Genomic DNA, 25,717 nt, shown 5'->3' with positions numbered 1-25,717 from the left:
GTATAACCATATAAAAGGCGGCGGTCAGCGATGATCAGCCGCCTTTCTTGTGGAGAATGACGACAATGCAGTTTGCCCGTGCAGCTTGGAAATTTCTGGTAGCGATCAAAGACGCTTTGGTCCTGATCGCAATGTTGCTGTTCTTCGCTGTCCTTTATGCGGCTCTTTCGGTCCGGCCCAATGTGGCAGCAATTAATGACGGCGCACTACTCCTCGATTTCAATGGTGTCATTGTCGAACAACCTGCACAGCAGGATTTTACAGCCATGTTCACGAATAATGAGAATACCATGCGCGAATATCGGTTGCGGGATGTGGTTCGCGCGATTGATGCCGCGGCCGAAGATGACCGGGTGAAAGCCGTGGTTCTTGACCTGAGCACTTTCATGGGCGCCGGACAAACCAGTCTCAACGCCGTAAGCGAGGCACTTGAGCAGGTCAAATTGGCCGAAAAACCAATTTATGCCTATGCCAATTTCTACAGCGATGACAGTTATCAGCTGGCGGCCCATGCCGATGAAATCTGGATGGACCCGATGGGCGGTATTGTCTTTGCCGGCCCCGGTGGTAACAGGCTTTACTATAAAAATCTGATCGATCAGCTGGGCATCACCGCCAATATCTACCGTGTCGGCACCTATAAGAGCGCGGTGGAGCCCTATATGCGCGACAACCAGTCCCCTGAAGCGAAAGAGGCATCCGCAGCGCTTTATTCCGTCATGTGGGACAGTTGGTTGGCGGAAGTAAAAAAGGCGCGCCCACAAGCCGTGATTGAGCCCTATGCCAATGATCCGGCGACCCTCATCAAGACCGCCGGAGGTGACTATACCAAGATCGCAGTCGAGCAAAAACTGGTCGATAAAATTGGCGACCGGGTAGCCTTTGGTCGCTATGTTGCTGAAAAAGTTGGGGAAGACACAAAGCCGTCTCCGGACAGTTTCAAAAGCATTGACTATGACGGTTTCGTCGCCGCCAATCCCGAAGGCAGCAGCGGTGACGCAATTGGTGTCATCACCGTCGCCGGAGAAATTGTCAGCGGCAACGCTGGACCCGGCATTGCCGCCAGCGGCCGGATTGCCGAACAGATTTACAAGGCGCTCGAAGAAAAGCAGATCAAGGCACTCGTTGTACGGGTAAACTCGCCTGGAGGATCGGCCTTTGCCAGCGAAGAAATCCGGTTAGCACTTGACGACATTAAGAAAGCCGAGATTCCCATTGTTATCTCCATGGGGGATGTTGCAGCCAGCGGCGGCTATTGGATTGCCGCGGCAGGCGATCATATCATGGCCGAGCCGGATACGATTACCGGATCCATTGGTGTCTTTGCCGTCTTGCCCAGTTTTGAAAAAGCCCTGGGTAAATGGGGCGTTACCGCTGATGGTGTGCAGACGACTCCCCTATCTGGCGAACCGGATTTTGTCGGCGGTTTCAGCGAAGATCTCAACACTGTCCTGCAATCGGGAGTTGAGCATAGCTATGAGGATTTCCTCAGCCTCGTCGGAAAGGCGCGCGGCAAGACCAACGCAGAGGTTGATACTATTGGTCAGGGCCGAGTCTGGGACGGCGGCACAGCTCGGCAACTGGGACTGGTAGACAGTTTTGGCGGGATGAAAGAAGCGCTCGCCGAAGCAGCGAAACGCGCCGGGCTTGAGGAGGGCGACTATCATGCGAAATATCTTGAGGAGGCACCCGTGTTCAAATGGCTTCCGCTTGGAGGAACACCCTTTGGGGAAGCCAGAGCCAAACCGGTCACTGGCATGATCGGTTGGGTTGCGCGGCAACAAAAGGCGAGTTTTGCCCAAGCATTACAGACCGCTCGCGGTTTGATGGCACGCGAAGACGTACAGGCTCTATGTCTGGAATGCGGCGGAGTTAGCCCCAGAGTACATAGTCAGACACCTGCCCTTTTCGATCTGCTCAGGAGCTATTCGCTGTCCTCGGCTCCGCGATAGGACGGTAGGGACAATCCCTTCACGATAGCCAAAGCGCGCAAGGCAAAACCTGCAGCAAAAGCGATCAAGGCAGCGATGATCCCGGGTATGCCAGTCTGCGCAAGGCCAACAAACGCAAAGGCTGACAAGGCCCCCGCCGTAACATAAAGTTCTGGCCGGATGATGATAGACGGTTCCCCGGCAATCAGGTCACGAATGACGCCGCCGACGCTTGCGGTGATAATCCCCATAATCGCCGCAGGCACCGGATCAATGCCTAACTGCAGCGCCTTGGCCGCACCGAAGACGGAATAAGCCGCCAGCCCGATGGCGTCGAACCAGTCTACGGCTGCCGGACGCCAGATCCGAACCGGCGTGATCCAGACAATCAGCGCAATACCCAGACACAGGATCGGCACACGGCTGTCCTGGACCCAGAAAACCGGAGCCCCGATGAGCAAGTCGCGCACGGTACCGCCGCCGACCCCGGTAACAAGCGCGAAAAACGCAAAGGTGATCAAGGTCTGCCCGTTGCGCGCGGCAACCAGAGCGCCTGATATCGCGAAGACCGCAATGCCGAACAGGTCAAGCCAGCCCAGCGCGTTGTAAAGGACCGTGCTATTCAAACGCTTTTCCGTCTTTTGCGGGCACCACGCGTGAACAGCAGCACGAAGCCCAGTATTGAACTGAACAGAGCCAGCACAGCCGACCCGATCAGGATCGGATGGCTGGTATCTTCGCGGGTTTGCAAATCCATGATATGCAAACCCCACATGAAATCGAAAACACGCCAGAATTTGGTACGGACGGCGAGCAATTCGCCGGTATCCGCATCGATATAGAAACGGGCGTCATCCTCGAAAACAACCTGCCAAGACGGGCGATCCCGGCGCAAATCCGATGGTGCTTTGTCTGCCGCATATTTTGCAACGGACTGTATTGCAGTAACATCCGACCGGGCCGCGATAGCCAGCGCACTGGCTTCAGCAGCAGCAATCGGTGGCAGCAATTTTCCGGTCACGGGATCGGCCCGCCTTTTACCGCCATCGGCATAGCTTATGACCCAATACGGGCCCTGCACATTTTGCTGCAGGGTCAGGTCTTTGGCCTTTCGGCCTTCCAAAACGGGTGCCACCGGTATGATCGGATCGAGCGCAGGCTGCTCGCTGCGCAAATGATTGCCGCGCACGGTTTCAATCGGCTGCGACACCATCAACAGGCCAGAAGCAGTCCACAATATGATCGGTACACCGATCAACCAGCCAAGCCAGACATGCCAGTGATAAAATCTTCCGTGCATCAGCTATTCGCTGGCCAGCAGCACGCCGATCTCACGCGCGCCGGCTATGGCTTTATGATCCTCATAGCGATCAGCAATGACCTGCATCCCGACCGGCAGCCCATCGACTTGCCCGATGGGCAGGACCGTCGCCGGTAAGCCCGGAAATGTTACTAGACCCGACCAGGCAAGCTGTTCGGCAGCAGGCTGATCGACACCATCAATCGACAACGTTCGGTCCTTCATAGGCCGGGTATCATGAGGAAATGCCGGCATGCTGGATGGCGGAGCTATCACGAGGTCATATTCTTCAAACAAGTCGCGCCAACGCCGCTGGTTACGGGCCTGTGCATCCAGCAGACCGAACCAATCGGCCGCCGTCACAACAGTGCCATCGGGCCGCGGCGCTCCAGCTGTCATAATGACGTTTAGCATATGCAGATAATCGCGATGCTGCTGCTCCAGATCCGGCAGCAAGGTGGTCGAGCGCGCCACCTCTACCCCGCTATCCTCCAGGCGGGCGACAACAGCTTCCATGCACTGCCGCATGCCTTCCCCCATAGTTACGCAAGGATGGTCGGCAAGCAGCAATATGCGCGTTTCGCCCAAGGATTTCGACTGCTTGGGCAGAGACCGGTCCAGCGTCAGTTCGAACAGAAGCTCCAGATCATCAGCATTGCGGGCCAGCGGTCCGACCACGGAAAGCGGCCGAAAAGCCCCCTCCTGAAAACCCGGCATGAAATGGCCGTCACCACTCACCACACCATAGGTTGGCTTGTGCCCCCAGATGCCGCAATAATGGGCCGGGACGCGGATCGAACCGCCAATGTCCGAACCATATTCCAGTGCCACCATCCCGCTGGCCACAGCAGCGGCACCGCCTCCGGATGACCCGCCGGGCGATCGTCCCAAATCGTGAGGGTTGCTGGTCCGTCCATAGATCGCATTTTCGGAAAACATGTCGGCCAACATGGGTGGTACGTTGGTTTTACCAAGGATGACCGCACCGGCGGCTTTGAGGCGCTGGACCACTAACGCGTCTGATTCGGCAATATTACCGGCGGCCGCCTCAATTCCCCAGCTGGTCGGCAGTCCGGCAATGTTGAAACTTTCCTTGACCGTCATCGGCACGCCCAGCAAGGGGCTGCGATCGCCTTTGGCCAGCCGCGCATCGGCATCGCGCGCGGCTTGTCGGGCGCGCTCAAAATCGCGCACGACAACTGCATTTATTGGGCCGTCCAGCTTTTCAATACGCTTGATCGCAGCCTCTACCGCTTCGACTGCCGTTAATTTTCCTGCCGCGATATCGGCTGCCACAGCTATGGCGCCGGGCTGATCTGTAAGGGAAGGGATCGTCATATTTTTCTCTCTCCGCTACAGATTATGCGCCGATAATAATGGTACCGTCAAATCACATGTGGATGGGTTTGCCCTGTACCGCCATCGCTGCTTCCTTGACCGCTTCGCTGTGCGTCGGATGGGCATGACAGGTGTAGGCAATATCTTCACTTGTTGTGCCAAATTCCATCGCCTGCGTGACTTGTGCGACAAGGGTTCCCGCGAGCGAAGAAATGATATGCGCACCCAGCACACGATCCGTTTCCGCGTCGGCAATCACTTTTACATAGCCGTCAGTATCGCGATTGGTCTTCGCGCGGCTGTTGCCTGCAAAGGGGAATTTGCCGACCTTGTAGGCGACACCGCTTTCCTTGACCTCTTCTTCAGTTTTACCGATGCTGGCAATTTCCGGATAGGTATAGACCACGCCGGGGATCAGGTCATGGTTCACGATACCTTGCTGACCTGCGACAAATTCGGCTGCGGCAATGCCTTCATCCTCGGCCTTGTGTGCGAGCATCGGTCCGGGGGTGACATCACCGATAGCGTAGACGCCTTTAACCGCCGTCTGGAAATCATGACCGACTTCAATCTGGCCGTGCTTGTTGGTTTCCAGCCCTGCCTTATCGAGCGCGAGGCCATCGGTATTGGGCCGACGACCAATCGCCACCAGTACCGCATCCGCTTCGATGGTTTCTGCATCGCCACCCTTCGCTGGTTCCACGGTCAGAGTCGCTTTTTTGCCTTTAACGGTACACCCGGTCACTTTGGTTCCGGTCTTGATGTCAAAGCCCTGTTTCTTGAAGATGCGGGCGGCATCTTTGCGAATATCGCCATCCATGCCGGGCAGGATCTTGTCGAGATATTCCACGACGGTCACTTTCGCACCCAGACGCAGCCAAACGCTGCCCAGTTCCAGACCAATTACGCCGCCGCCAATGACGACCATATGATTCGGCACTTTCGGCAGTTCGAGTGCACCGGTGCTGTCGACGACGACATGTTTGCTATTGTCGATATCGACGCCCGGCAGCGGGGTGACCGAAGACCCGGTTGCGATGATGATGTTTTTCGCGGTGACCGTCTTGTTGCCGATCTTGACGCTATTCGCACTTTCAAACGCGCCGCGCCCTTTTAGCCATTCGACCTTGTTCTTCTTGAACAGAAATTCGATCCCGCCGGTCAGTTCGTCGACCGCCTTGGATTTTTCCGCGTGCATCTGTTTGAGATCCAGTTTCGCACCTGTCAGCTTGATGCCGAATTTCTCAAGGGCACCGCTATGGGCTTCATGATAAAGCTCCGACGCGTGCAGCATCGCCTTGGACGGGATGCAGCCAACATTGAGGCAGGTGCCGCCCAGTGTCTCCCGGCTCTCCACACAAGCGGTTTTCAGGCCGAGCTGCGCGGCTCGAATAGCCGCGACATAACCGCCGGGGCCAGAGCCGATTACCAGAACATCATAGTCATATTCACTGTTAGCCATATTCTGCCTCTTGGTTCGTCGTCCCGAACTTGTTTCGGGGCCTTAGTAGATGCTGAAACAAGTTCAGCATGACGAGTTAGGGTTGTTACCTAGGTTACAAATCAATCAAAAGCCGGGTCGGATCTTCAATCGCTTCCTTGATCCGCACCAGGAATGTCACCGCTTCACGGCCATCGATCAGACGATGATCATAGCTCAGCGCCAGATACATCATCGGACGCGCTTCAATGGATCCGTCTGGCATCACCACCGGACGCTGTTCGATCCGGTGCAAACCGAGCACAGCCGATTGTGGTGGGTTGATAATCGGGGTCGACATCAGCGAGCCGAATACACCGCCATTAGAAATCGTAAACGTGCCGCCTTTCATATCTGCCATGGTCAGCGTGCCATCCTTGGCGCGCTTGCCGAAATCGCCAATGGTATTCTCGACATCTGCAAAGCTCATCGCTTCGGCATTGCGGATCACAGGCACAACCAGACCATTGGGCGCGCTCACCGCGACCGAGATATCGACATAGTCGTGATAGACAATCTCATCGCCATCAATCTGCGCATTGACCGACGGCACGTCTTTCAATGCGAGACAGGCGGCCTTGGCAAAGAAACCCATGAAGCCCAGCTTCACGCCATGTTTCTTGGCAAACAGCTCTTTATATTTGCTGCGCGTTTCCATCACCGCGGTCATGTCGACATCGTTAAATGTCGTCAGCAAAGCCGCCGTATCCTGTGCTTCTTTCAGACGCTTGGCGACGGTCTGGCGCAGGCGGGTCATCCGCACGCGCTCTTCATTGCGGGTGCCGCCAGCTGCTGGCGCGGTGGTCGGAACCTCGGCACCTTTTGCCGTACCCTTCTCAACCAACGGCGCCTCAGCACCGGTCTTCACATATTGCTCGACATCATCTTTGGTCAGGCGGCCATCTTTGCCGGTGCCTTTGATCTTGCTGGGGTCGACTCCATGCTCCAGCACCAGACGGCGGACCGCCGGTGACAGGGTTATAGAGGATGCATCCGCTGCTGGTTCTGCCTTGGCTGCCGCCGGTGCCGGAGCAGCTTTGGCTGCCGACGCCGCAGCACCGCCGCCGGCTTCAATCTTCGCGATAATCGCACCTACCTCGACAGTATCGCCGACGGCAACGAGATGCTCACTCAAGGTACCCGCTTCAGGAGCTGGCACTTCCAGAGCTACCTTGTCGGTTTCCAGACTGGCAATGGGCTCGTCGGCATCCACCGTATCACCCGGCTGCTTGAGCCATTCACCCACAGTCGCTTCGGTAATCGATTCTCCCAGTACGGGGACTTTTACATCTGTTGCCATAGTCTTATGCTCACTTTCATCGGCGGAATTTTCCGCTCATCATCACTTTTTTACCGGATGCCCCAAAGCCTCGGCAACCAGCTTTCCCTGCTGTTCTACATGCCGAGAGGCCAGCCCCGTTGCTGGCGAAGCACACGCCACGCGCCCGGCATAGACGGGGTCAGTCGGCCCGACTTTCGCCTGTTCCAGACAATCCTCCAGATAGGGCCGGACAAAGTCCCAGCTGCCGTTATTTTTCGGCTCTTCCTGTGCCCAGACCAGAGTCTCGAGATTTTTCATCCGCTTCAGACGTACGACCAGTGGTTCGGCCGGGAAGGGATAAAGCTGCTCGATCCGGACGATCGACGTATTCTTGTCGCCCGCTGCATCACGTGCTTCGATAAGATCATAGGCGACCTTACCCGAGCAGAGTACCAACCGCTTGATATCCTTGTCCGCTGGCGGATTGGTGTCCGACTTGATCCGCATGAAATGATGGTCGCCCTGAAATTCCTCGGCGCTGGAAACTGCCATTTTGTGGCGGAGCAGCGACTTGGGCGTCATGATGACCAGCGGCTTGCGGAAACTACGAAGCATCTGGCGGCGCAATACGTGGAAATAATTGGCTGGTGTTGTGATATTCGCAACCTGGATATTGTCCTGCGCACATAGTTGCAGGAAGCGTTCGAGCCGTGCGCTGCTATGCTCCGGCCCCTGCCCTTCATAGCCATGCGGAAGCAGCATCACGAGGCCATTCGCGCGCAGCCATTTGGCCTCACCGGACGCGATGAACTGATCAATCATGATCTGTGCGCCATTGGCAAAATCGCCAAATTGCGCTTCCCACAGCACCAGTGTTTTCGGGTCGGCGCCGGCATAGCCATATTCAAAGCCGAGCACGCCATATTCGGACAGCGGGCTGTCGAGCACTTCAAACCGGCCATGCGGCACGGTGCTCAATGGCACATATTTTTCTTCATTGTCCTGATCCACCCAGACCGCATGGCGCTGAGAGAAGGTACCGCGCCCGCTATCCTGACCGGACAGGCGGACGTTATAACCTTCGGCAACCAGCGATCCGTACGCCAGCGCTTCGCCGGTCGCCCAGTCGAAATTCTCGCCGGTCTGGAACATCTTCGCCTTGGCATCGAGAACACGGCCGAGCGTTTTGTGAATCTTGTGCCCTTCGGGAACCGTGGTCAGTGTCCGTCCCAGGCTCTCGAACAATTTGGCATCAATGGCTGTTTCAACATTGCGCCGTGCTGTTTCCGGGTCCGCGGGAACATGCAGGCCCTGCCAGCGGCCACCAAACCAGTCAGCCTTGTCTGGCTCATAATCATCTGCCGCCTTGAATTCGCCTTCGAGATGGTCGGCAAAGGCCTTGCGTGTGCTCGTGCCCCAGTCCGCGTCAATCACGCCTTCCTCGATCAGCCGCTGCTCATAAAGCTTGCTGACCTTGGGATGCTTTTTGATCGCTGCATACATGATCGGCTGGGTGAAGCTTGGCTCATCACCTTCATTATGACCAAAGCGGCGATAGCACCACATGTCGATGACAATATCGCGGCCAAAGCGCTGGCGGAACTCTATCGCGATCTTGCAGGCGAAGGTCACCGCTTCAGGATCATCGCCGTTCACATGGAAAATCGGTGCCTGCACGCCTTTCGCCACGTCGCTTGGATAAGGCGAGCTGCGCGCAAATTGCGGGCTGGTGGTGAAACCGATCTGGTTGTTGATCACGAAATGGATGCAGCCGCCGGTATTATAGCCGCGGATGCCGGAGAAGCCGAGACATTCCCAGACAATGCCCTGACCCGCAAAGGCCGCATCGCCGTGGATCAATACAGGCAGCACCTGCTCATGCTTGGTGAGGTCATCGCGTGCGACCTGCTGCGCCCGGACCTTGCCGAGCACCACCGGGTCCACCGCTTCGAGATGCGAGGGATTGGGCACCAGCGACATGTGCACGTTGATGCCATCAAATTCGCGGTCGGTGGAGGTGCCGAGATGATATTTCACATCGCCAGAGCCGCCCACTTCATCCGGGTTGGCCGAGCCGCCGTGGAATTCGTGAAAGATGACCTTGTAAGGCTTGGCCATCACATTGGCCAAGATGTTCAGCCGCCCGCGATGGGCCATGCCATAGACAATATCGCGCACGCCCGACTGGCCGCCATATTTGATGACATTTTCCAGCGCTGGCAGCATCGCTTCGCCGCCGTCGAGGCCGAAACGCTTGGTCCCGACATATTTCTTGCCGAGGAAATTTTCATATTCCTCGCCCTCGATCACCTTGTTGAGGATCGCTTTCTTGCCTTCCGGTGTAAACTGGATGGCGGCGTCCTTGCCCTCCATCCGGTCCTGCAGGAAGCGGCGCTCCTCAGTGTCGGCAATATGCATATATTCGAGGCCAACCGATCCGCAATAATTGGCGCGCAGCACGGCTTCGATTTCCTTGATCGACGCGGTTTCAAAACCCAATACGCCGCCGAGATAGACGGGCTTGTCCAGCTCATCCGCCTTAAAGCCATGAAATTCAGGGGTCAGGTCAGCGGGTTCCTCCAGCTTGGACAGGCCAAGCGGATCCAGATTGGCGCCGAGATGCCCGCGCACGCGATAGGTGCGGATTAGCATCATCGCGCGGATCGATTTCTCCGCCGCCAGCGCCACTTCGGCATCCGACATCGACTTGCCGGATTTCGCAGCAGCCGCCTTGATCTCGATCCCCATTTGCGTGGGGTCGAGCGCGCTGTTCAGTTCATCGGCGTCATCAATCGGCCAATGTTTCTTTTGCCAGCTCGGGCCTTCTTCCGTTTCCGGTGAACCGTTAAATTCCTGACCTTCTAATCCCATGATAAGTTCCTTGGGGAGGGCGGCCCCTGCCTGCGCAGGGGCACTAGACTATCTTCAGACCGTTTCTTTCAGCATCGCATCGAGCGTCGTGCCCAGTTCGCTTGGCGAAGGTGACACGCGAATGCCGGCCGCTTCCATCGCCGCGATCTTGTCTTCCGCGCCGCCCTGGCCGCCGGAAACGATCGCACCCGCATGGCCCATGCGGCGACCCGGAGGCGCCGTGAGACCAGCGATAAAGCCGACCATCGGCTTGCTGCGACCCTTCTTGGCTTCGTCCGCGATAAACTGCGCCGCTTCTTCTTCCGCGCTGCCGCCAATTTCACCGATCATGATGATCGACTTGGTGTCGTCGTCGGCCAGGAAGAGCTCGAGCACGTCGATGAAGTTGGTGCCATTAACTGGGTCACCGCCAATACCCACCGCTGTGGTCTGGCCGAGGCCAACCGCCGTCGTCTGATGCACCGCTTCATAGGTCAGCGTACCGGAACGAGAGACAACGCCGACAGAGCCTTTCTTGAAGATGCTGCCGGGCATGATACCGATCTTGCATTCATCAGGGGTCAAAACGCCAGGGCAGTTGGGGCCGATGAGGCGCGACTTGGAGCCTTGCAGCGCCCGCTTCACCCGCACCATGTCGAGCACCGGAACACCTTCGGTAATCGCAACGATCAATTCAATCTCGGCATCAATCGCTTCGAGGATCGAGTCCGCGGCAAATGGCGGCGGCACATAAACCACCGAAGCGGTCGCGCCGGTTGCGTCCTTGGCTTCGGCCACAGTGTCATAGTTGGGCAGCCCGATATGGTTAGTCCCGCCCTTGCCAGGGGTCACGCCCGCAACCATCTGCGTGCCATAAGCCAACGCCTGTTCGGTATGGAATGTCCCGGTATTGCCGGTCATGCCCTGAGTTATGACTTTCGTGTTTTTGTCGATTAAGATGGACATCTATTTTTGATCCTCAATCACTAAGTTAAAAAGGGTAACCACCAGTATTTTTAAAAGTTACTTGGTAAATTCGACTGTCGGGAGAAGCCTTTACAATATTTGAGACTTGTATGGTTTCTCCACTCCCAGAGCGGTAGAAATACGGGTTAAGAACCCGGATCGCAGCAGTTTTTGTGAGTCGTTCTTGCAGGCTCTCTAATTCAGAATCAATGTTCGCCGTCTTTATTCTAGCCGTATACTGACAAACTGTCTTGTTATGTGCCTTCGGATCATGTGCTATTTTTATAGTAATGTCAGTTGGCACATTGAATGTACGGACGAAGTATGTTCGGTTGTCGAACTTCTTTCGAGTTTCGGTTAAAAGTTTCCAACCATTCCTTGCCTGCCTCATCTCCAAAATCGTTTCCAGAAGCTTGCGATCAAGAATCGAGATCTTACCGCACAAAGAAGCCCGGTCCGCCAACACGCCCGTAGCAGGCACAGTTGGTTGATTCGATTGCTGTGCCGAAGCCCCGCTTACCGAAACAAAGGACATCAAAAATCCCCCAACTATTTGAAGGCCGTTTTTAGTTATCACGCCAGGCTCGGATCCAGCCCCTTACACGCTTCCAGCAATTCCTTCACCGCATCGACTGACACATTGAAATTGCCCTGCGCTTCGTCGCTCAGTTCAATCTCGATGACTTTCTCGACACCGTCTTTGCCGATAATCACCGGCACGCCGACATAAAGATCATCGACGCCATATTGGCCGGTGAGATGCGCAGCAGCGGGAAGCACGCGGCGTTTATCCTTAAGATAGCTTTCCGCCATCATGATCGCGCTGGTCGCTGGCGCATAATAGGCCGAGCCATTGCCGAGCAGGCCGACAATCTCGCCGCCGCCGCCGCGGGTCCGCTTGACGATCGCGTCGATATTTTCCTGCGTGGTCCAGCCCATTTTGATGAGATCGGGGATCGGGATCCCGGCAACCGTCGAGTAAGCAGGCACCGGAACCATGGTATCGCCATGGCCGCCGAGAACGAAGGCAGTGACATCTTCCACCGACACTTCAAATTCTTCCGCGAGGAAATGACGGAAGCGCGCGCTGTCGAGAACGCCTGCCATGCCGACCACTTTATTGTGCGGCAGTCCGGAAAATTCACGCAGTGCCCAGACCATCGCATCGAGCGGGTTGGTGATGCAGATAACAAAAGCATCCGGTGCATGCGCCTTGATGCCGTCACCAACCGCTTTCATGACTTTCAGGTTGATGCCGAGCAGGTCATCGCGGCTCATGCCGGGCTTGCGCGGCACGCCAGCGGTGACGATGATAACATCGGCACCCGCAATATCGGCATAATCATTCGTGCCTTTCAGGTTGGAATCAAACCCGTCAACCGGCGCGGCCTGGCTGAGGTCGAGCGCTTTACCGGCAGGCATACCCTCGGCAATATCAAACAGGACGACATCGCCCATTTCTTTGGAAGCGGCGAGATGGGCAAGCGTGCCACCAATCATGCCAGCGCCGATCAGCGCGATTTTGTTACGGGCCATGGGAAAAATTCTCCTGAAATCAGAGTCGTAAAAAGGATATGGAGTTGGATTAGGCTTATCCACAGGCAATTTCAACCGCTGAAAGCACCAATTTGCGGGCTTTCTTTGCAATTGGTTCGCAGTAGCAATACAGCGCGCTATATTGCGTTAACCCTGCAGGTATTTCTGAACAAAATTCAGTGCAATCGCCTTGCAATCAGCCAACTTACAGGCCCGGCCACCGCAAATGCCGTCAAGGCAGCCACCAAAATACTCATCTTGCTTGCCTGATCCATGACAAGCAGTGCCGTTACAGCAGTACCCATTAAAGTCGAGCCGATAAAAATGTGGAATATCATGGTTTTTAAAAACATGGACATGGGCTTTTCCTCTTGCGCGATACGGCCCTGTTAATTCTGGCCAGCTTTGCTGTTTCACCATCTGGCAAACGGCGCCTTGATCTCTGTCAATTTGGTGCGCATTGTGGCAGCAATCAAAAATTGGCGGTGGGGCCAAACCAACCGACTGCGAGGGAGAGAGAGCATGCTCAGCAAAGGTGACGACTATCCGCTGCACCAGACGCCGGAGCCAATGGCGGTATCCGGGGATAACCGGAATTTCTACGACCGCTATTTCTTCAATGGCTATAACGCCGATGGCAGCATCTTCTTCGCCGCCGCTTTGGGCGTCTATCCACAGCTTGATATCATGGATGCGGCTTTTTGCGTGTCGATTGACGGCAAGCAGCACAATCTGCGCGCCTCCAAACGCATGGACAGCGAAAGGCTGGACCTCAGCGTTGGTCCGATCACGATTGAGATTGTCGAGCCTTTGCAAGAGCTGCGCCTGATTGTCACAGACAATGCCAAGGAAACCGGCTGCCCGATCACAGCAGACATCCGCTTCACGGCACGCCATATGCCGATTGAGGAACCACGCTTCATCCGCCGCGATGGCCCCCGCATGGTGATGGACTATACCCGCCTGACCCAAAATGGCGGATGGTCCGGAACATTGCATGTCGACGGCCAAGAGATAGCGCTTTCCCCCGAAACGCATCACGGAACCCGGGATCGCAGCTGGGGTATCCGGCCCGTCGGTTCACCGGAATCGCAGCCGCCACCAGCCGGTGCCCTGCCGCAATTCTGGTGGTTGTGGACACCGCTCAATTTCGACCATCATGCCTGTTTCTTTCACAGTAATGATGATGGCGAAGGCTTGCCGTGGAACCGGCGCGGTGTGGTCGATGCCATAGAAGGTGCGCGGCAGGAATTTGAGCCGCCCAGCTTTGGTCTCAGCTATCATAGCGGCACGCGACGCGTGAAACAGCTCGACCTGGAAACGACGAATGGCACATTGTCGATCACCCCGCGCACGGGAGACGCGACGCGGACATTCTACATGTCCGGCCTCGGCTATATGCACCCCGAATGGGGACACGGCATGGACCATGGCCCGCTCGAAACCGCCTATGATGTGATCGATCTGGCCAATGTGCCGGATCATGACATGCTCTATATCCATATCCAGGCGCTCAGCGATACGGTGCTGATCAGTGGCGACGACAGCCATGAAGGCATCGGCATTGTCGAACAGCTTTTTGTTGGCCCCCACAAGACCAGCGGGCTCACCGACCTGCTGCACCCCGCACCATGAGCGCGGAATTCCCGCTCCGTCCGGAAGAATTTGAAAAAGCCTTTGTCGAGAAGGTTTTTGGGGCGCCATCGGGCGCTCTGACATCTCTTACCCATAAACCGGTTGGGACTGGGCAAGTGTGTGACAGCTTCCGCTTTGGTTGCGAGTGGACAGAAGGCTATGATGAGTTAACGCGGCCGTCGACGTTCATCGCCAAATGTCCAAGCGCCGACGAGATCAGTCGCAGTGCGGCGGCCATTTTTCACCTCTATGATATGGAAGTCGGATGGTACCGCGATGTTGCTGGCGGCTCTGGTGTCAAATGTCCGAAATGCTACCACGCTGCCATTGCCGACAATGAACAGGAATTTGTCCTGATGCTGGAAGACATGGCCCCGGCAGAGCAAGGCGATCAATTGGCAGGAGCAACACTTGTTCAGGTTGAAACTACTCTGGAAGAAGCTGCTGGCCTCCACAGTTTCAAGCCAGATGGTGGTTTTGAGACATTTGCATGGCTGCATCATGCCGCCAAGAATGTGGCGTTTACCGAGCAGACCCTGACCAATGGCTATCCCGTTTTCAAAGAGCGATTCGCCGATCTGCTCTCGCCTGAGATACTTGATATTGGTCAGCAACTGGTGGACCGGATCGGATCCTATGTCGGACACGAACCTCTGGAACAGACCATTACGCACGGTGATATGCGGCTGGATAATATTCTCTTTTATGAAGATGGACAATTGGCTGCCTTGGTGGACTGGCAGACTTGCACATTCGGTAACCCTGCCAATGATGTTGCCTATATGATCGGGACCAGCTTTGCGGATCCAGCGATGCGTCGCCAGCATGAGGAAAAATTGGTCAAAGACTATCTCTATCGGCGTGAAGAGAAACGGAGATTGCCCTTTGGTTTTGATCAGTTTTGGCAGGAATATCGCCGTCATGCCTTTGCCGGCTTCATCATGGCCATCAATGCGTCGCTGCATGTTGAGCAAACGGATCGGGGCGACCGGATGTTTGCGGTAATGGCCGAGCGCCCAGCGCAAATGGCTCTCGATCTCGACAGTTTGAGTCTGCTTTAGATCAGAGTGCCTCGCCGGTGCCGTGCCCAAGCGCCAGATAATCATCCGACTGCATCTCGACCAACCGGGAGGCGGTGCGGGCAAATTCAAATGAACCGTCTCCTTCAGGATAGAGCGCATCTGGCTCGGCATCTGCGCTGGCCAGCAGCTTGACCCGATATTCGTAGAGCGCATCGATCAGGGTCACAAAGCGCGCCGCTTCGTTGCGGTTCTCTTTGGACAGGATGGGAATACCGACAATGATGACACTGTGAAAATGCCGCGCAATGGCAAGATAATCCGGCGCTCCCCGTGCCTCTGCGCAGAGACGTTTGAACGAGAAAACACCGACGCCTTTCAATGCTTTGGGCACATGCATCGACCGGCCACCCTGCACCGGCAGTTCCTCGGAAGGAACATGGGCGCGGTCTTCCGGTGGATAGTCCGTCAGCCGGAAAAAAGCCTCGCTCAGCGCCTTGGTCGCCGCATCGCCATTGGGCACATGCCACAGGTCGACACCGCCCAACCGCTCGCGGCGATAGTCGGTCGGCCCGTTGAGCGAGATGACATCAAGCCGCTTCTCGAGCAGATCAATGAACGGCAGAAAATGTTCGCGATTGAGGCCGTCCTTGTACAGATCAACAGGCGGTCGATTGGAGGTCGCAATAAGGGTTACGCCCTCTTCGACCAGGCCAGTAAACAGCCGGGACATGATCATTGCATCGGCGCTGTTGTTCACCACCATTTCATCAAAGGCCAAGACGCGAGCATCCTGCGCCAGATCGCGCACCACATTGGGGATCGGATCACCGGGATCGGCTTCCCGCCACGCCCGCATCATATCGTGCACGAGAAGCATGAACTCATGAAAATGCGCGCGTTTCTTGCGATTAATCTGCAGGCTGTCGTAGAACAGGTCCATCAGCATCGATTTACCGCGCCCGACACCGCCCCACATATAGATGCCTCGCGGCGCGTTCGGCTTTTTCGAGAACATCCGCCACAATACGCTGCCACGCGGCGGAACTGCCTCAAGCTCTTCCTGCAATTGGGACAGGCGCTGTGCGCAGGCGTCCTGATCCGCGTCGGGTCTCAATTCTCCATTTGCGATCAACGCCTGATAACGCGCGTAAAAGCCTGTCATTGCGGTGCTTTTTTTACGATAGCCGTATAGGAGGCCATATTCTCACTGCCGTCGCCCTGCACCACCAGCCCGCGCAGAAACAGGAAACGACCGGTTTCTCGTGCCACTTCAACCTGCGCTTCAAGCGGTTCACCGAGCCGTGCCGCACCGATGAAATGGGTTTGCAATTCCAGCGTCACCGCAAATCCCGAGGGTCCGATTTCCAAAACCCGCATCGCGGCGAACAGTGCGCAGTCGATAAAGCCCATCATTGTACCGCCATGAACGGCGTCACCGAGATTGCGGTGCTGTCGTTCCGGGAACATGCGGACCCGAGCAATATTGTCCGCGATGCCATCGCCACCACGGCGCACAATCATGGGACCCAGAAAGCTGTTATAGCATTCCGGGTCTTTCAACTTCCATTGGTACCAACCGGGATGATCCGGATCGGGGTCGCTGGTGAAAAAATTCTTCTCTGCTTCGGTCATATCCCGCCACTGTAATCTGGCCGCTCCGGAATATCGATCTTTAATATCTTGTGCTTAACGTCTGTCACCATGACCTATTCCGGATTGGTGCATTCACTAAAGATAGTGTCGAAGTTACGGGCTAACGCATCCTGAATGTCCGGCTCTGTCGATCGCAGCAAAATCTCGTGGTTGATATAGCGAGAGCGCCAGTTGTAGTTCAAACTCCCCAGCCAGCTTTCCTTCCTGTTGGCGGTTTCTATCAGCAGATATTTGCTATGCATCGGTAGCGCGTCCTTGTGGCGGTAGCGGCGGATGTTGATCCCCGCCTTACGTGCCTGTGCGACGATAGCTTCTGGCACGCGTCGCTCGGTATGATGCACGATCATCCGCGCTTCACCACCCCGGCGCACCACATCTTCCAGCCGGCGGAGGATTTCCACGTCTTTGAAATGGGACATGGCCAGCGAAATCCGTGCGTTTGAGCCCACCTGTTTCAGACGATTATGCACGATCCGGCTATTGATACGCGGAAAGAACCAAAGCGACAGCGCATCACCATGAATGGCCTTATTCTGCATGCTGTGAAAACGCTGCAGCGGAGAAAACCCGTCGAGCGAATAAGTCCTCAGTCCCGCGCAAATCGCGTCATCCTGGGTCTCGAACAAAAGATTATAGCCCCGGTCCTGATCACCAATGGCTGCGACAATCGTTTCATCCTCCGGTATATCGGTTGACGGGTTGAAAGAGCCGACAAATGCCGTTGGTACAGGATGGGAGAACCAGTAAATCTTGCTGTGCAGATGCGCCGCCAGCTTTTTCGGCACAGCCGAGTCCCAGAGGTTCAATGTCAAACCTGGCAAATGCATATTGCTTTTCAGAATGGCAATAACATCATCATTTGCGCCCGCATATCGCGGCTCGGCTTCCATACGAATATACACCTGCACACCGCGCTCGGCAGCTTTTACAAGAGCCTTTGCCAGTTCCCGATCACGGAAATAATAGGTGGTCCAGACAATCTCTCCGCCCGGCGGAACAGCATGGACGCGTGCTTCCAATATGTCCCGCAAATGGCGTTCGGGAAAACCGGTCCCGCCAAAATGTAAGGATGGAGTATCTGCCACTCCTCATGCCCACCATATTCATGTTCTGCAGACTGTTCAAAGCCGCGGTGATGATTTCAATACGGCCTGTAAGAATGCTTCTTAAACTTCGCGCGCGGCCGTCATCTTCTTGATCTCGGCAATGGCCTTTGCGGGCGAGAGACCTTTGGGGCAGGCATTGGCGCAGTTCATGATCGTGTGGCAGCGATAGAGACGGAAGGGATCTTCCAGCTCGTCCAGACGCTCCCCGGTCATTTCATCCCGGCTATCGGCAAGCCAGCGATAGGCCTGCAACAATATGGCGGGGCCAAGGAACTTGTCGCTATTCCACCAATAGCTTGGGCAGCTGGTCTGGCAGCAAGCGCACAGGATGCACTCATAAAGGCCGTCGAGTTTCGCGCGATCTTCGGGTGACTGCAGCCGTTCTTTACCGGAAGGCGTCGGCGTCACCGTTTTCAGCCACGGCTGGATGGATGCATATTGCGCATAGAAATGGGTAAAATCAGGGACCAGATCCTTGATCACTTCCATATGTGGCAGCGGTGTTATTTTGACTTCCTTGCCGCAATCCTCAATCGCGGTGGTGCAGGCAAGGCCGTTTTTACCGTCGATATTCATCGCGCAGGACCCGCAAATGCCTTCGCGGCACGACCGGCGGAAGGTCAGGGTAGAATCCTGTTCGCTTTTCATCTTGATCAGCGCATCGAGAACCATTGGCCCGCAGTCATCAGTGTCGATCTTGAACGTGTCATAGCGCGGGTTTTCGCTGCTATCCGGATCATAGCGATAGACTTTAAACGCGCGCGCCTTTCCGCCACTCAGCGCTTCATGCACTTCGCCGGTTTTACGGATTTTACTGTTTTTCGGAAGCGTAAAGGTTGCCATCAATATTCTCTTGTGTTGGCGAAATAATAGATGTCGCGTTGGTAGTCGGTTATGCTCCGCCTTTCATAGCCAGTTTCTCGGCAAACTCAATGCCTGAAATACGCCGCTAAATCACCCCTAGGCCCTGAAAAACTAGCAAAACATATGATGCTGGTAATTTTGATAAACGCTCGCACTCTTGCGATTTGCACGATTTGCCTCTTTTTCGATTCTAAAATGCCCCATTTTTCTGCTAACGCATACAAATCACTGGTATTTACGAAGATAACGCCCAAATCACCCAAATTACGACAGGAACAAATCATATGCAGACCAAAAACGGTGTGACTCTTTTGCTGCATGGCAAAAATGACACGCTGATATGGGGAATGACCAACGCGGAACGGGGACGCCGCTTGGTCGAAAAATTGCAGGGCAATATCAGCGGCAGTCTATGGATAAATATGACATTTGCTTTTGATCCACAGTGGATTCAGCATATTCATGACAATCCGGGAACCATGGTTACTTTTGACGGCATTCCGGTGCTCGCGCATCTCGACAGCGACGAAGACACACAGGCCCTTGCGGCTTTGACAGTGCCAGCCGGAATGACAGTCATGGAATATCATGACAAGCCGCAAATCCACAATGCCTCGCTACGCAAACTGGAAACACCGTTTGTCCGCGAACTTAATGCAGAAACGGTGAAGGATATCGAGCGGCAAAGCTATTTCGGGGCCTATAAAGGCGTTACCGACATTCTCACCAAATATCTCTGGCCGGAACTGGCATTGGTTCTCACGCGCCTGGCGGCCCGGCTGGGAATGACCCCCAATATGGTCACGGCCATAGGTGCGATAGGCTGTATCTCTGCAACTTTCCTGTTCTATTACGGCCATTTCTGGTCCGGCATGGCCGCGGGTTTTGTTTTCATGGTGCTCGACACAGTGGACGGCAAGCTGGCGCGTTGCACCATCACATCTTCCTTTTGGGGTAATATTTTTGATCACGGACTAGATCTGGTTCACCCACCCTTCTGGTGGGTCGCATGGGCATTTGGCCTTGGTGCAGTGGGGCTTGCTTTGCCCGAGGATCAACTCCGCCTCGCGCTCATCGTCATTCTGGGCGGCTATGTCCTGCAGCGGGTGATTGAAGGCATTTTCATCCGCGCTTTCGGCCAGCATATCCATGTCTGGCGCCCGATGGATTCATGGTTCCGCCTGATCACTGCCAGACGGAATCCCAATATGGTGTTGCTATTTATTTCCTTGATTTTTGGCCGTCCCGACATCGGCCTCATCGCCGTTGCCTGGTGGACATTAATCTCACTCGCGGTGCATATGGTTCAGATAATGCAGGCTTGGCTCGTAAAAATACGTGGCGGACAAATTGTTTCATGGCTGGAGCAAGAGCAAGGATAGACGGATGATCAATGATACCATCAAGAAGTTCGGATATCCTGCAACGCTGGTGAAGGACTATGATCACTGGGTCGTGCTGCTCCGCCCGGCGCAGGTAACTTTAGGCTCACTGGTTGTCGCAGCCAAATCGGATGCAACGGATTTTGGCGATCTGTCGGACGATCATTTCGCCGAACTGAAAACAGTAACCGCTGATGTGTCGTCGGCTTTGAAAGGCCTTATATCGCATCAGAAACTCAACTGGCTGATGCTGATGATGGTTGATCCGCATGTCCATTTCCACCTGATCCCCCGCTATGAGGGAAAACGCGAGTGGATGGATCAGGATTTCGAAGACAAATCATGGCCCGGCCCGCCAGCCCTTGGTGATGCCGTCAAACTGTCGGATGACCAGATCTCGGCTATGGCGACCTGGGTCAAATCAGACTTTCCCGATTAACCGAATTTCGCCAACCATTGATCAGTGAGAACGGTTGCCGTTTCCACGTCATTCAGAAAATCGACCTCGGCCCAGTCATGGCCCTGGATAGACACAGTGCCGACTTTCTCGGTGGGTGCCAGCGTATCGATGATCTTGAGATACCAGTTTTCCACGCCCGCCGGTGTGCGCATGACATCGCGTACCTTTTCCCGGAACATTGCTCCGCCTTCTCCGCGAAAAGCCAGAAAACCGATGGATTCCGCATCACTTTGTTCGGCCGTCAGCGTCTTGCCGATCGCGGTCAGCCGCTCGCCGCTCAGCGATACTTTCATATCATCGCTGTCATAATGATCTTTGATATCAACCGTCACCGTAATCGGCCAATTCTCGGTTTGCTGAGCGGTCTCGATAATCTCCGGCGAGATCAGTGTATCACCGTTCAGGATCATGAAATCCCCATCCATCACATCGCGGACAATCCAGCAGCTACCCAGATTGTCGGCAACCTTGAAAAACGGATTGAAGTGGATGGTGATGTTGGTACCCGCCTGCTTCAACGCCTCAAGCTCCGCCTCGACCATGTCGGTCATGAAGCCGGTCACCACGTGAAATTCCTTCACCCCGCCGGCCGCCAGCATTTCGATCTGCCATGCGATCAGGCTCTTGCCCGAAAAGTCGATCAGGCATTTGGGGCGCTCAGCAGTCAGCGGCAGCAGCCGCGAGCCTTGACCTGCGCTCAGGATTATTACTTTGTCGATCATGTTGGCAATTGGCCTTTATCGGGATAGGGATGGTGCGGGGAGACACTTAGAACGATGGCCATCAAAGCTCAATCCTGTAACAGCCAGTTGCAGATATGCGTTCGGATGCCTGTCTGACCATGGCTGAAGAAGCGGTGATCGAACCAACAGGTGCCAAACCGGAAAAAACCGGCATCAAGCGAATCATAGCCAATACCGGATGGCTGCTGGGGGGCAAGGGTTTTGGCGGCATCCTGAGCCTCTTCTATCTCGCGATATTGACCCGCACGCTGGGCGTTGCGGGATTTGGACAGTTTGCACTGATCACCGGCACTGCGCAGGCGATTGCCCTGATCGTCACGTTTCAGACCTGGCAAGTCGTCATCCGCTTTGGTGCGCGCAATATCAAGGGTGCGGAAAACCGGCAGCAATTCGGACGGCTGGTCGGACTGTGCACCTTGCTCGACATTGCCGGAGCGGTGACCGGGTGCATCCTGGCCTATTTTGCGGTTGGCTGGCTGGCCCCCTTTTTCGGCTGGGATGATGAGCTGGCACAAAATGCGCTGATCTTTGCTCTGGTCATGCTGCTTTCCATCAAATCAACCCCGACCGGCATATTGCGGGTGGAAAACCGTTTTGACCTTGCCGCTTATGCCGAGGCGATTATTCCAACGGTCCGCCTGATCGGCACATTGATTGTCTGGTTCACCGACCCCAGGCTGATCAATTTTCTGGCCGTCTGGGCCTTGTCGGAGGTCATTCATGCCATTGGCTACTGGCTGTTTGCCGCATGGAACAGCCGCGACATCATGTCCCCTCGCAACCTTTTTCGCGTGAAGCGGGCGGCGCGGGAGAATAGAGGCATTGGCGAATTTCTGCTGATATCCAATCTCGGCTCGACCCTTGCCGGTCTGTCCCAGAATATATCGCTGCTGATCGTCGGCTATTTTGTCGGGCCGACCGCTGCGGGCCTGTACCGGCTCGCCAGCCAGCTGAGTGTCGCGATGACCAAAATATCGGTGCTGCTGTCCCGCGCGATATTTGCAGAGGTCAATCTGATGCGCGCGCAGCAGGGTGCAGAAGCCATGAAGGTCCTGTTCCGCAAGGCCAGCCGGATGCTGTTCATGACCGGCGGAACCGTTATCCTGATCGTGGTCGCCATTGGCCAACCCGCCCTGTTTTACATGTCCGGGCCGGAATTTCTGCCCGCCTATCCCCTGCTGATCCTGCTTGCCGCGGCGGCTTCTGTCGATCTTGCCGGGGCGATATATGAACCGACATTATTGTCCGGCAGCGGCGCGCGCACGGCCCTGAAATTACAGGCGACCGTTGCTGTCTTGTTCATCACCATGCTGCTTGTGGGTCTGCATTTCTTCGGAGCGACAGGTGCCGCCGGTGCAATGCTGGTCGCGGCGATCATCCGGCTCGTTCTTTTTGGCGTCGCCGCCCGGCGCAATCTGGCCAAAGGTTAAGCGCTACCAGCCTCGTTCCGCGCGGCAATTATCTGCTCGACCATTTCAAGGTCACTGTCCTTGTCAACGTCAATGCAAGCCTCTGCCTGCGCCATCTTCACAATTCTGATCGTCAATCCCAGCTTCTTGCCGACCCGCGCCGCCAGCTGATCAACGGTCAGCATTCTGGTCACCGCCAGAAACAAAAGCCACGGCCCGAATATCGTCAGAATCTTCCAGCCCTTTTTGCGGTCCTGTTCAACCTCGGCCCAATAGCGCAATATCTGTCGCGCTTTCGGAGAACCAAAATAGAAGAGGTTCGCCCCGCTGTAATGGCCGCCCCGCAATTTCAGCCAGGTCCGCTTTGATGCGGGATAGCGGCGAAGCAGAACATCTTTCTCGACCACCGCAATGGCAATATCAGATGATACCGCATGCCCCAGAAAATCATCGACCATCGCGTCGCTCAACAGCACATTGTCCGCGGTGGTGATCAGCATCGGGTAGCGCGCCTCTTCCCCCCCCAATAGTGCATCGATCGATGTTGCGATGGTCGCTGCGCTGGTCTGTGCAACCACACGGTCGTCCGATGCCAGATGCCGGGTATCGTCATTGTCCCAAAAGGGCGTAAAATCCTGTGCCAGCAGATGTATGTTGCCGATGGCCCTGTGCCGCAGCAAAGCCGCCGTGACATGTGCAAGCATCGCTTTTCCCGCCACCGGGATGAGCGCTTTGACCGCAATGCCCCGGTTATCCGCCATCGCATCACCACCCGGTCGGCTGCCGGCCAATATGATCGCATCGGCGGTTTCCGGCGCGGCATTATCGTCGGATTTTTTGCCTGTCATCGACGGCTTTCGAAAAAGGCAACCATGTCATCCAGCACCGGGCCTTTGCCGCGAAACGGTTTGGATATCGCCATCATGATTTCCAGATGATCCATATCGGGATATTCCACATATTCCGCATCGCCGCCCGCCTCGAGGACTTTCTCGCTTAATATCCGACTGTTACGCGGCCTAACCTGCGTATCATTCACGCCAGTCGACAGCCAGAGCGGCGGCGCATCGGCGCGGACAAAATTCACCGGCTGCGTCATTTCCGGGACATGGTAAGAACCAAAGCTGTTTTTGGTCGTCTCGCTGTCAAACGGATAAAAATCATAGGGACCGGCCAAAGCGGCCACGCCTTTGATAACATCGGGCGTTTTGCCGAGCCGCCCCAGCCATTGCCGGTCAAGTGCCAGCATCGCGACATTATACGCGCCCGCCGACTGGCCCGACAGAAATATCCGTTCCGCATCGCCGCCGTGACCTGCGATATTGTCATGCACCCAGGCAACCGCTTTGGCGCTATCTTCGAGAAATCCGGGAAATTTGGTGTCGGGATAGAGGCGGTAGTCAGCCAGCACCGTCATATAACCGCGATGAGCCAATGCGCGTCCGGCAAAGGCATATTCATCCTTCGATCCTGACCGCCAGCCGCCGCCATAGATGAATATGACGACCGGCAAGGGCTTGTCAGACGCCTTGGTCGGTGCCCAGATGTTGAGGCCAAGGCCCAGCTCCTCATCATAGACCTGATCGCTAACCAGCAGTTTCGCGTCCCTGTCACCGGGAATAATATTATTGACCATATCCAGCTGACGCGGACCGGGCTGCGAGAAAAACCAGTAGGCAAAACCAGCGATAGCAACCGCCATAACCCCGAAAGTGATAAGCCATTTCATTATATTGGGACCTTATTATTATTCTCAGCGCTTTAGCCAGCCGAGGAGGAGCTGGCAATGTTGCAGGGATTTGGCTCGCGGAGGTAGGGGGAGTTTTTGTTAGACCTCAGGCGCCGGGCGGGGGGAGGATGAGTCTTTGTTGATTCCCTCAGGCGCCGGGCGGGCACATCCGTGCCCTTGGCTACGCGCCAATAAGGCGCGGCGGACGCCATTTGATTTTGGCGTGCTTGCCTCCGCTTCGCGTCGGTCTGGTGCCAGTTACAGAGGCTATGTCCGAGCGCAGCGAGGCAAGCGCGACTGCGCGCCCGGCGCTTGAGGTCTAATAAAGACTCCCCCCCTCCCCCCCCCCCCAAAGTTCACACAAATCACACCGCTTCGGCTTCGCTCTCTTCCTGCTCATAAAAACCACTACGTTCCAGAAACCCGCTGCGATCAGCCCGCTCCCAGTCAAGCTCGCCCCACTCTTCGCAGTCCGCCAGATCCAGATCAGACACATCAATATCCTCCGGCGCCATCGCCAGTATCCGCTCGCGCCCCTGTTGCAGCTGCAGGGCGTTCATAATCTGTGCATTGGAAAGCGAGCCATGCTCCTGCTCCGCCGTCCGGCCCGCCCCATCGATCTCGTCGACCAGCGCGGCACAATCATCACCCTTGCCGATGCCCTCCAGTAAATCATCAAACTTCTCTGCCGCCACCCGTGCTGGCTTGCCGGCCACGTCCAGACCATCGGCCATCTTGTCGAGCCGGGAAAGTGCCGCCAGAAACAGGGGCGCGCTCCAGCGTTCCCTTGTTCCCACTTCCTCGCCCTGATGCCAGACGGCTTCCCGCCAGCCATTAAGACCCTTGTCCATCAGCTCATCCTGAAACACATCCCGCGCATGGATAATCGCCGCATCCCACGCCCGGGCAAAAGCCCGTGCATCCGGCCGCCGCCTGAGCTTGTAAGCGCCCTCCCGGGACAATCCCGCATAGCGCGCCGCTGCCTTTACATTACCGGTCCACGCCAGGGCCCCCAGGACCACCACCTGCATAACCGGCGCCCAGCCATCATG

General features: G+C 55.9%; 24 protein-coding genes. 6 read left to right on the top strand and 18 right to left on the bottom strand.

The genetic code is table 11. The annotated features are described in order from the left end of the window. Positions 1-56 precede the first annotated feature (56 nt). Positions 57-1,952, top strand: a complete 1,896-nt coding sequence (gene sppA / locus DK507_RS03480; protein ID WP_254054247.1) for a signal peptide peptidase SppA — start codon at positions 57-59, stop codon at positions 1,950-1,952. Here the strand turns inward: sppA and DK507_RS03475 are convergent. The 10 genes from DK507_RS03475 to DK507_RS03430 form a co-directional block, all read right to left on the bottom strand. Then, positions 1,925-2,557, bottom strand: a complete 633-nt coding sequence (locus tag DK507_RS03475; protein ID WP_109354898.1) for a trimeric intracellular cation channel family protein — start codon at positions 2,555-2,557, stop codon at positions 1,925-1,927. The genes sppA and DK507_RS03475 overlap by 28 nt on opposite strands. Beyond that, positions 2,554-3,231, bottom strand: coding sequence for a PepSY domain-containing protein (locus tag DK507_RS03470; protein ID WP_109354897.1), 678 nt, complete (start codon positions 3,229-3,231; stop codon positions 2,554-2,556). Before DK507_RS03470 ends, DK507_RS03475 begins: the two co-directional genes overlap by 4 nt. Positions 3,232-3,234: 3 nt before the next feature. Then, complete coding sequence (locus DK507_RS03465) at positions 3,235-4,569, bottom strand: amidase family protein (RefSeq protein ID WP_109354896.1); 1,335 nt, start codon at positions 4,567-4,569, stop codon at positions 3,235-3,237. A 52-nt stretch (positions 4,570-4,621) separates the two neighbouring features. Next, positions 4,622-6,031, bottom strand: a complete 1,410-nt coding sequence (gene lpdA, locus DK507_RS03460) for a dihydrolipoyl dehydrogenase (protein ID WP_109354895.1) — start codon at positions 6,029-6,031, stop codon at positions 4,622-4,624. 94 nt (positions 6,032-6,125) lie between these two features. Continuing rightward, positions 6,126-7,349, bottom strand: a complete 1,224-nt coding sequence (gene odhB, locus DK507_RS03455; protein ID WP_109354894.1) for a 2-oxoglutarate dehydrogenase complex dihydrolipoyllysine-residue succinyltransferase — start codon at positions 7,347-7,349, stop codon at positions 6,126-6,128. 42 nt (positions 7,350-7,391) lie between these two features. Beyond that, on the bottom strand, positions 7,392-10,181 hold the full coding sequence (locus DK507_RS03450; protein WP_109354892.1) for a 2-oxoglutarate dehydrogenase E1 component: 2,790 nt from the start codon (positions 10,179-10,181) through the stop codon (positions 7,392-7,394). A gap of 54 nt (positions 10,182-10,235) precedes the next feature. Continuing rightward, complete coding sequence (sucD, locus tag DK507_RS03445; RefSeq protein WP_109354891.1) at positions 10,236-11,126, bottom strand: succinate--CoA ligase subunit alpha; 891 nt, start codon at positions 11,124-11,126, stop codon at positions 10,236-10,238. 25 nt (positions 11,127-11,151) lie between these two features. After that, positions 11,152-11,661, bottom strand: a complete 510-nt coding sequence (locus DK507_RS03440) for a hypothetical protein (protein ID WP_162558873.1) — start codon at positions 11,659-11,661, stop codon at positions 11,152-11,154. A gap of 38 nt (positions 11,662-11,699) precedes the next feature. Next, the gene (gene mdh, locus DK507_RS03435) at positions 11,700-12,662 is read right to left on the bottom strand and encodes a malate dehydrogenase (protein ID WP_109354889.1); all 963 of its coding nucleotides are present in this window, start codon (positions 12,660-12,662) and stop codon (positions 11,700-11,702) included. Between the two features lie 176 nt (positions 12,663-12,838). Continuing rightward, the gene (locus DK507_RS03430) at positions 12,839-13,021 is read right to left on the bottom strand and encodes a hypothetical protein (RefSeq protein ID WP_216822327.1); all 183 of its coding nucleotides are present in this window, start codon (positions 13,019-13,021) and stop codon (positions 12,839-12,841) included. 163 nt (positions 13,022-13,184) lie between these two features. Between DK507_RS03430 and DK507_RS03425 the strand changes: the two genes are divergently transcribed. Both DK507_RS03425 and DK507_RS03420 read left to right on the top strand, forming a co-directional pair. Then, positions 13,185-14,297 carry a hypothetical protein gene (locus DK507_RS03425; RefSeq protein WP_109354887.1) on the top strand — a complete coding sequence of 371 codons (1,113 nt, stop codon included), beginning with the start codon at positions 13,185-13,187 and terminating at the stop codon, positions 14,295-14,297. Further along, entirely contained in the window at positions 14,294-15,358 is a 1,065-nt protein-coding gene (locus tag DK507_RS03420) for a phosphotransferase (protein ID WP_109354886.1), read from the top strand. Before DK507_RS03425 ends, DK507_RS03420 begins: the two co-directional genes overlap by 4 nt. 1 nt (position 15,359) lies before the next feature. On the opposite strand, the gene zapE is transcribed toward DK507_RS03420, so the two are convergent. The 4 genes from zapE to DK507_RS03400 form a co-directional block, all read right to left on the bottom strand. Beyond that, positions 15,360-16,481 carry a cell division protein ZapE gene (gene zapE / locus DK507_RS03415; RefSeq protein ID WP_109354885.1) on the bottom strand — a complete coding sequence of 374 codons (1,122 nt, stop codon included), beginning with the start codon at positions 16,479-16,481 and terminating at the stop codon, positions 15,360-15,362. Beyond that, positions 16,478-16,951 (bottom strand): PaaI family thioesterase, encoded by a 474-nt coding sequence (locus DK507_RS03410; RefSeq protein WP_109354884.1) that lies wholly within the window; start codon positions 16,949-16,951, stop codon positions 16,478-16,480. Before DK507_RS03410 ends, zapE begins: the two co-directional genes overlap by 4 nt. Positions 16,952-17,025: 74 nt before the next feature. After that, positions 17,026-18,057: a phosphatidylserine/phosphatidylglycerophosphate/cardiolipin synthase family protein gene (locus DK507_RS03405; protein WP_109354883.1), complete on the bottom strand. Its 1,032-nt coding sequence runs from the start codon at positions 18,055-18,057 to the stop codon at positions 17,026-17,028. Between the two features lie 81 nt (positions 18,058-18,138). Next, on the bottom strand, positions 18,139-18,921 hold the full coding sequence (locus tag DK507_RS03400; protein WP_109354882.1) for a succinate dehydrogenase iron-sulfur subunit: 783 nt from the start codon (positions 18,919-18,921) through the stop codon (positions 18,139-18,141). Positions 18,922-19,226: 305 nt separating this feature from the next. Between DK507_RS03400 and DK507_RS03395 the strand changes: the two genes are divergently transcribed. Further along, positions 19,227-20,324 carry a CDP-alcohol phosphatidyltransferase family protein gene (locus DK507_RS03395; protein ID WP_109354881.1) on the top strand — a complete coding sequence of 366 codons (1,098 nt, stop codon included), beginning with the start codon at positions 19,227-19,229 and terminating at the stop codon, positions 20,322-20,324. Between the two features lie 7 nt (positions 20,325-20,331). Then, positions 20,332-20,763 (top strand): HIT family protein, encoded by a 432-nt coding sequence (locus DK507_RS03390; RefSeq protein ID WP_109355501.1) that lies wholly within the window; start codon positions 20,332-20,334, stop codon positions 20,761-20,763. Here the strand turns inward: DK507_RS03390 and DK507_RS03385 are convergent. Next, positions 20,760-21,506, bottom strand: a complete 747-nt coding sequence (locus DK507_RS03385) for a sugar phosphate nucleotidyltransferase (RefSeq protein WP_109354880.1) — start codon at positions 21,504-21,506, stop codon at positions 20,760-20,762. The two genes, DK507_RS03390 and DK507_RS03385, sit on opposite strands and share 4 nt — an antisense overlap. Before the next feature lie 95 nt (positions 21,507-21,601). Here DK507_RS03385 and DK507_RS03380 point away from each other — a divergent pair, with 95 nt between their 5' ends. After that, positions 21,602-22,957 carry a lipopolysaccharide biosynthesis protein gene (locus tag DK507_RS03380; RefSeq protein ID WP_109354879.1) on the top strand — a complete coding sequence of 452 codons (1,356 nt, stop codon included), beginning with the start codon at positions 21,602-21,604 and terminating at the stop codon, positions 22,955-22,957. Here DK507_RS03380 and DK507_RS03375 read toward each other — a convergent pair. The 3 genes from DK507_RS03375 to DK507_RS03365 all read right to left on the bottom strand — a co-directional run. Beyond that, a complete protein-coding gene (locus DK507_RS03375) occupies positions 22,954-23,784 on the bottom strand; it encodes an NTP transferase domain-containing protein (protein WP_109354877.1) in 831 nt (276 codons plus the stop codon). The genes DK507_RS03380 and DK507_RS03375 overlap by 4 nt on opposite strands. Beyond that, entirely contained in the window at positions 23,781-24,665 is an 885-nt protein-coding gene (locus tag DK507_RS03370; protein WP_109354876.1) for an alpha/beta hydrolase, read from the bottom strand. Before DK507_RS03370 ends, DK507_RS03375 begins: the two co-directional genes overlap by 4 nt. Positions 24,666-25,030: 365 nt before the next feature. Then, positions 25,031-25,717 (bottom strand): hypothetical protein (locus tag DK507_RS03365; protein WP_109354875.1); only part of this gene is annotated, 687 nt, incomplete at its 5' end.

Origin of the sequence: Sphingorhabdus sp. EL138, from assembly GCF_900258045.1 — a bacterium.
Classification (GTDB): Bacteria; Pseudomonadota; Alphaproteobacteria; order Sphingomonadales; family Sphingomonadaceae; genus Parasphingorhabdus.
The sequence above is the reverse complement of the archived record's forward strand: the minus strand, read 5'-3'. Positions and strand labels throughout refer to the sequence as shown.

Bases quoted from the DNA above. Each gene is read 5' to 3' on its own strand.
- lpdA (WP_109354895.1), bottom strand. From the start codon at position 6,031: ATGGCTAACAGTGAATATGACTATGATGTTCTGGTAATCGGCTCTGGC.
- DK507_RS03410 (WP_109354884.1), bottom strand. From the start codon at position 16,951: ATGACCGAAGCAGAGAAGAATTTTTTCACCAGCGACCCCGATCCGGAT.
- DK507_RS03450 (WP_109354892.1), bottom strand. From the start codon at position 10,181: ATGGGATTAGAAGGTCAGGAATTTAACGGTTCACCGGAAACGGAAGAA.
- sucD (WP_109354891.1), bottom strand. From the start codon at position 11,126: ATGTCCATCTTAATCGACAAAAACACGAAAGTCATAACTCAGGGCATG.
- DK507_RS03425 (WP_109354887.1), top strand. From the start codon at position 13,185: ATGCTCAGCAAAGGTGACGACTATCCGCTGCACCAGACGCCGGAGCCA.
- DK507_RS03470 (WP_109354897.1), bottom strand. From the start codon at position 3,231: ATGCACGGAAGATTTTATCACTGGCATGTCTGGCTTGGCTGGTTGATC.
- DK507_RS03465 (WP_109354896.1), bottom strand. From the start codon at position 4,569: ATGACGATCCCTTCCCTTACAGATCAGCCCGGCGCCATAGCTGTGGCA.
- zapE (WP_109354885.1), bottom strand. From the start codon at position 16,481: ATGACAGGCTTTTACGCGCGTTATCAGGCGTTGATCGCAAATGGAGAA.
- DK507_RS03380 (WP_109354879.1), top strand. From the start codon at position 21,602: ATGCGTTCGGATGCCTGTCTGACCATGGCTGAAGAAGCGGTGATCGAA.
- DK507_RS03440 (WP_162558873.1), bottom strand. From the start codon at position 11,661: ATGTCCTTTGTTTCGGTAAGCGGGGCTTCGGCACAGCAATCGAATCAA.
- DK507_RS03370 (WP_109354876.1), bottom strand. From the start codon at position 24,665: ATGAAATGGCTTATCACTTTCGGGGTTATGGCGGTTGCTATCGCTGGT.
- odhB (WP_109354894.1), bottom strand. From the start codon at position 7,349: ATGGCAACAGATGTAAAAGTCCCCGTACTGGGAGAATCGATTACCGAA.
- mdh (WP_109354889.1), bottom strand. From the start codon at position 12,662: ATGGCCCGTAACAAAATCGCGCTGATCGGCGCTGGCATGATTGGTGGC.
- DK507_RS03385 (WP_109354880.1), bottom strand. From the start codon at position 21,506: ATGATCGACAAAGTAATAATCCTGAGCGCAGGTCAAGGCTCGCGGCTG.
- DK507_RS03430 (WP_216822327.1), bottom strand. From the start codon at position 13,021: ATGTCCATGTTTTTAAAAACCATGATATTCCACATTTTTATCGGCTCG.
- DK507_RS03420 (WP_109354886.1), top strand. From the start codon at position 14,294: ATGAGCGCGGAATTCCCGCTCCGTCCGGAAGAATTTGAAAAAGCCTTT.
- sppA (WP_254054247.1), top strand. From the start codon at position 57: ATGACGACAATGCAGTTTGCCCGTGCAGCTTGGAAATTTCTGGTAGCG.
- DK507_RS03395 (WP_109354881.1), top strand. From the start codon at position 19,227: ATGCAGACCAAAAACGGTGTGACTCTTTTGCTGCATGGCAAAAATGAC.
- DK507_RS03375 (WP_109354877.1), bottom strand. From the start codon at position 23,784: ATGACAGGCAAAAAATCCGACGATAATGCCGCGCCGGAAACCGCCGAT.
- DK507_RS03400 (WP_109354882.1), bottom strand. From the start codon at position 18,921: ATGGCAACCTTTACGCTTCCGAAAAACAGTAAAATCCGTAAAACCGGC.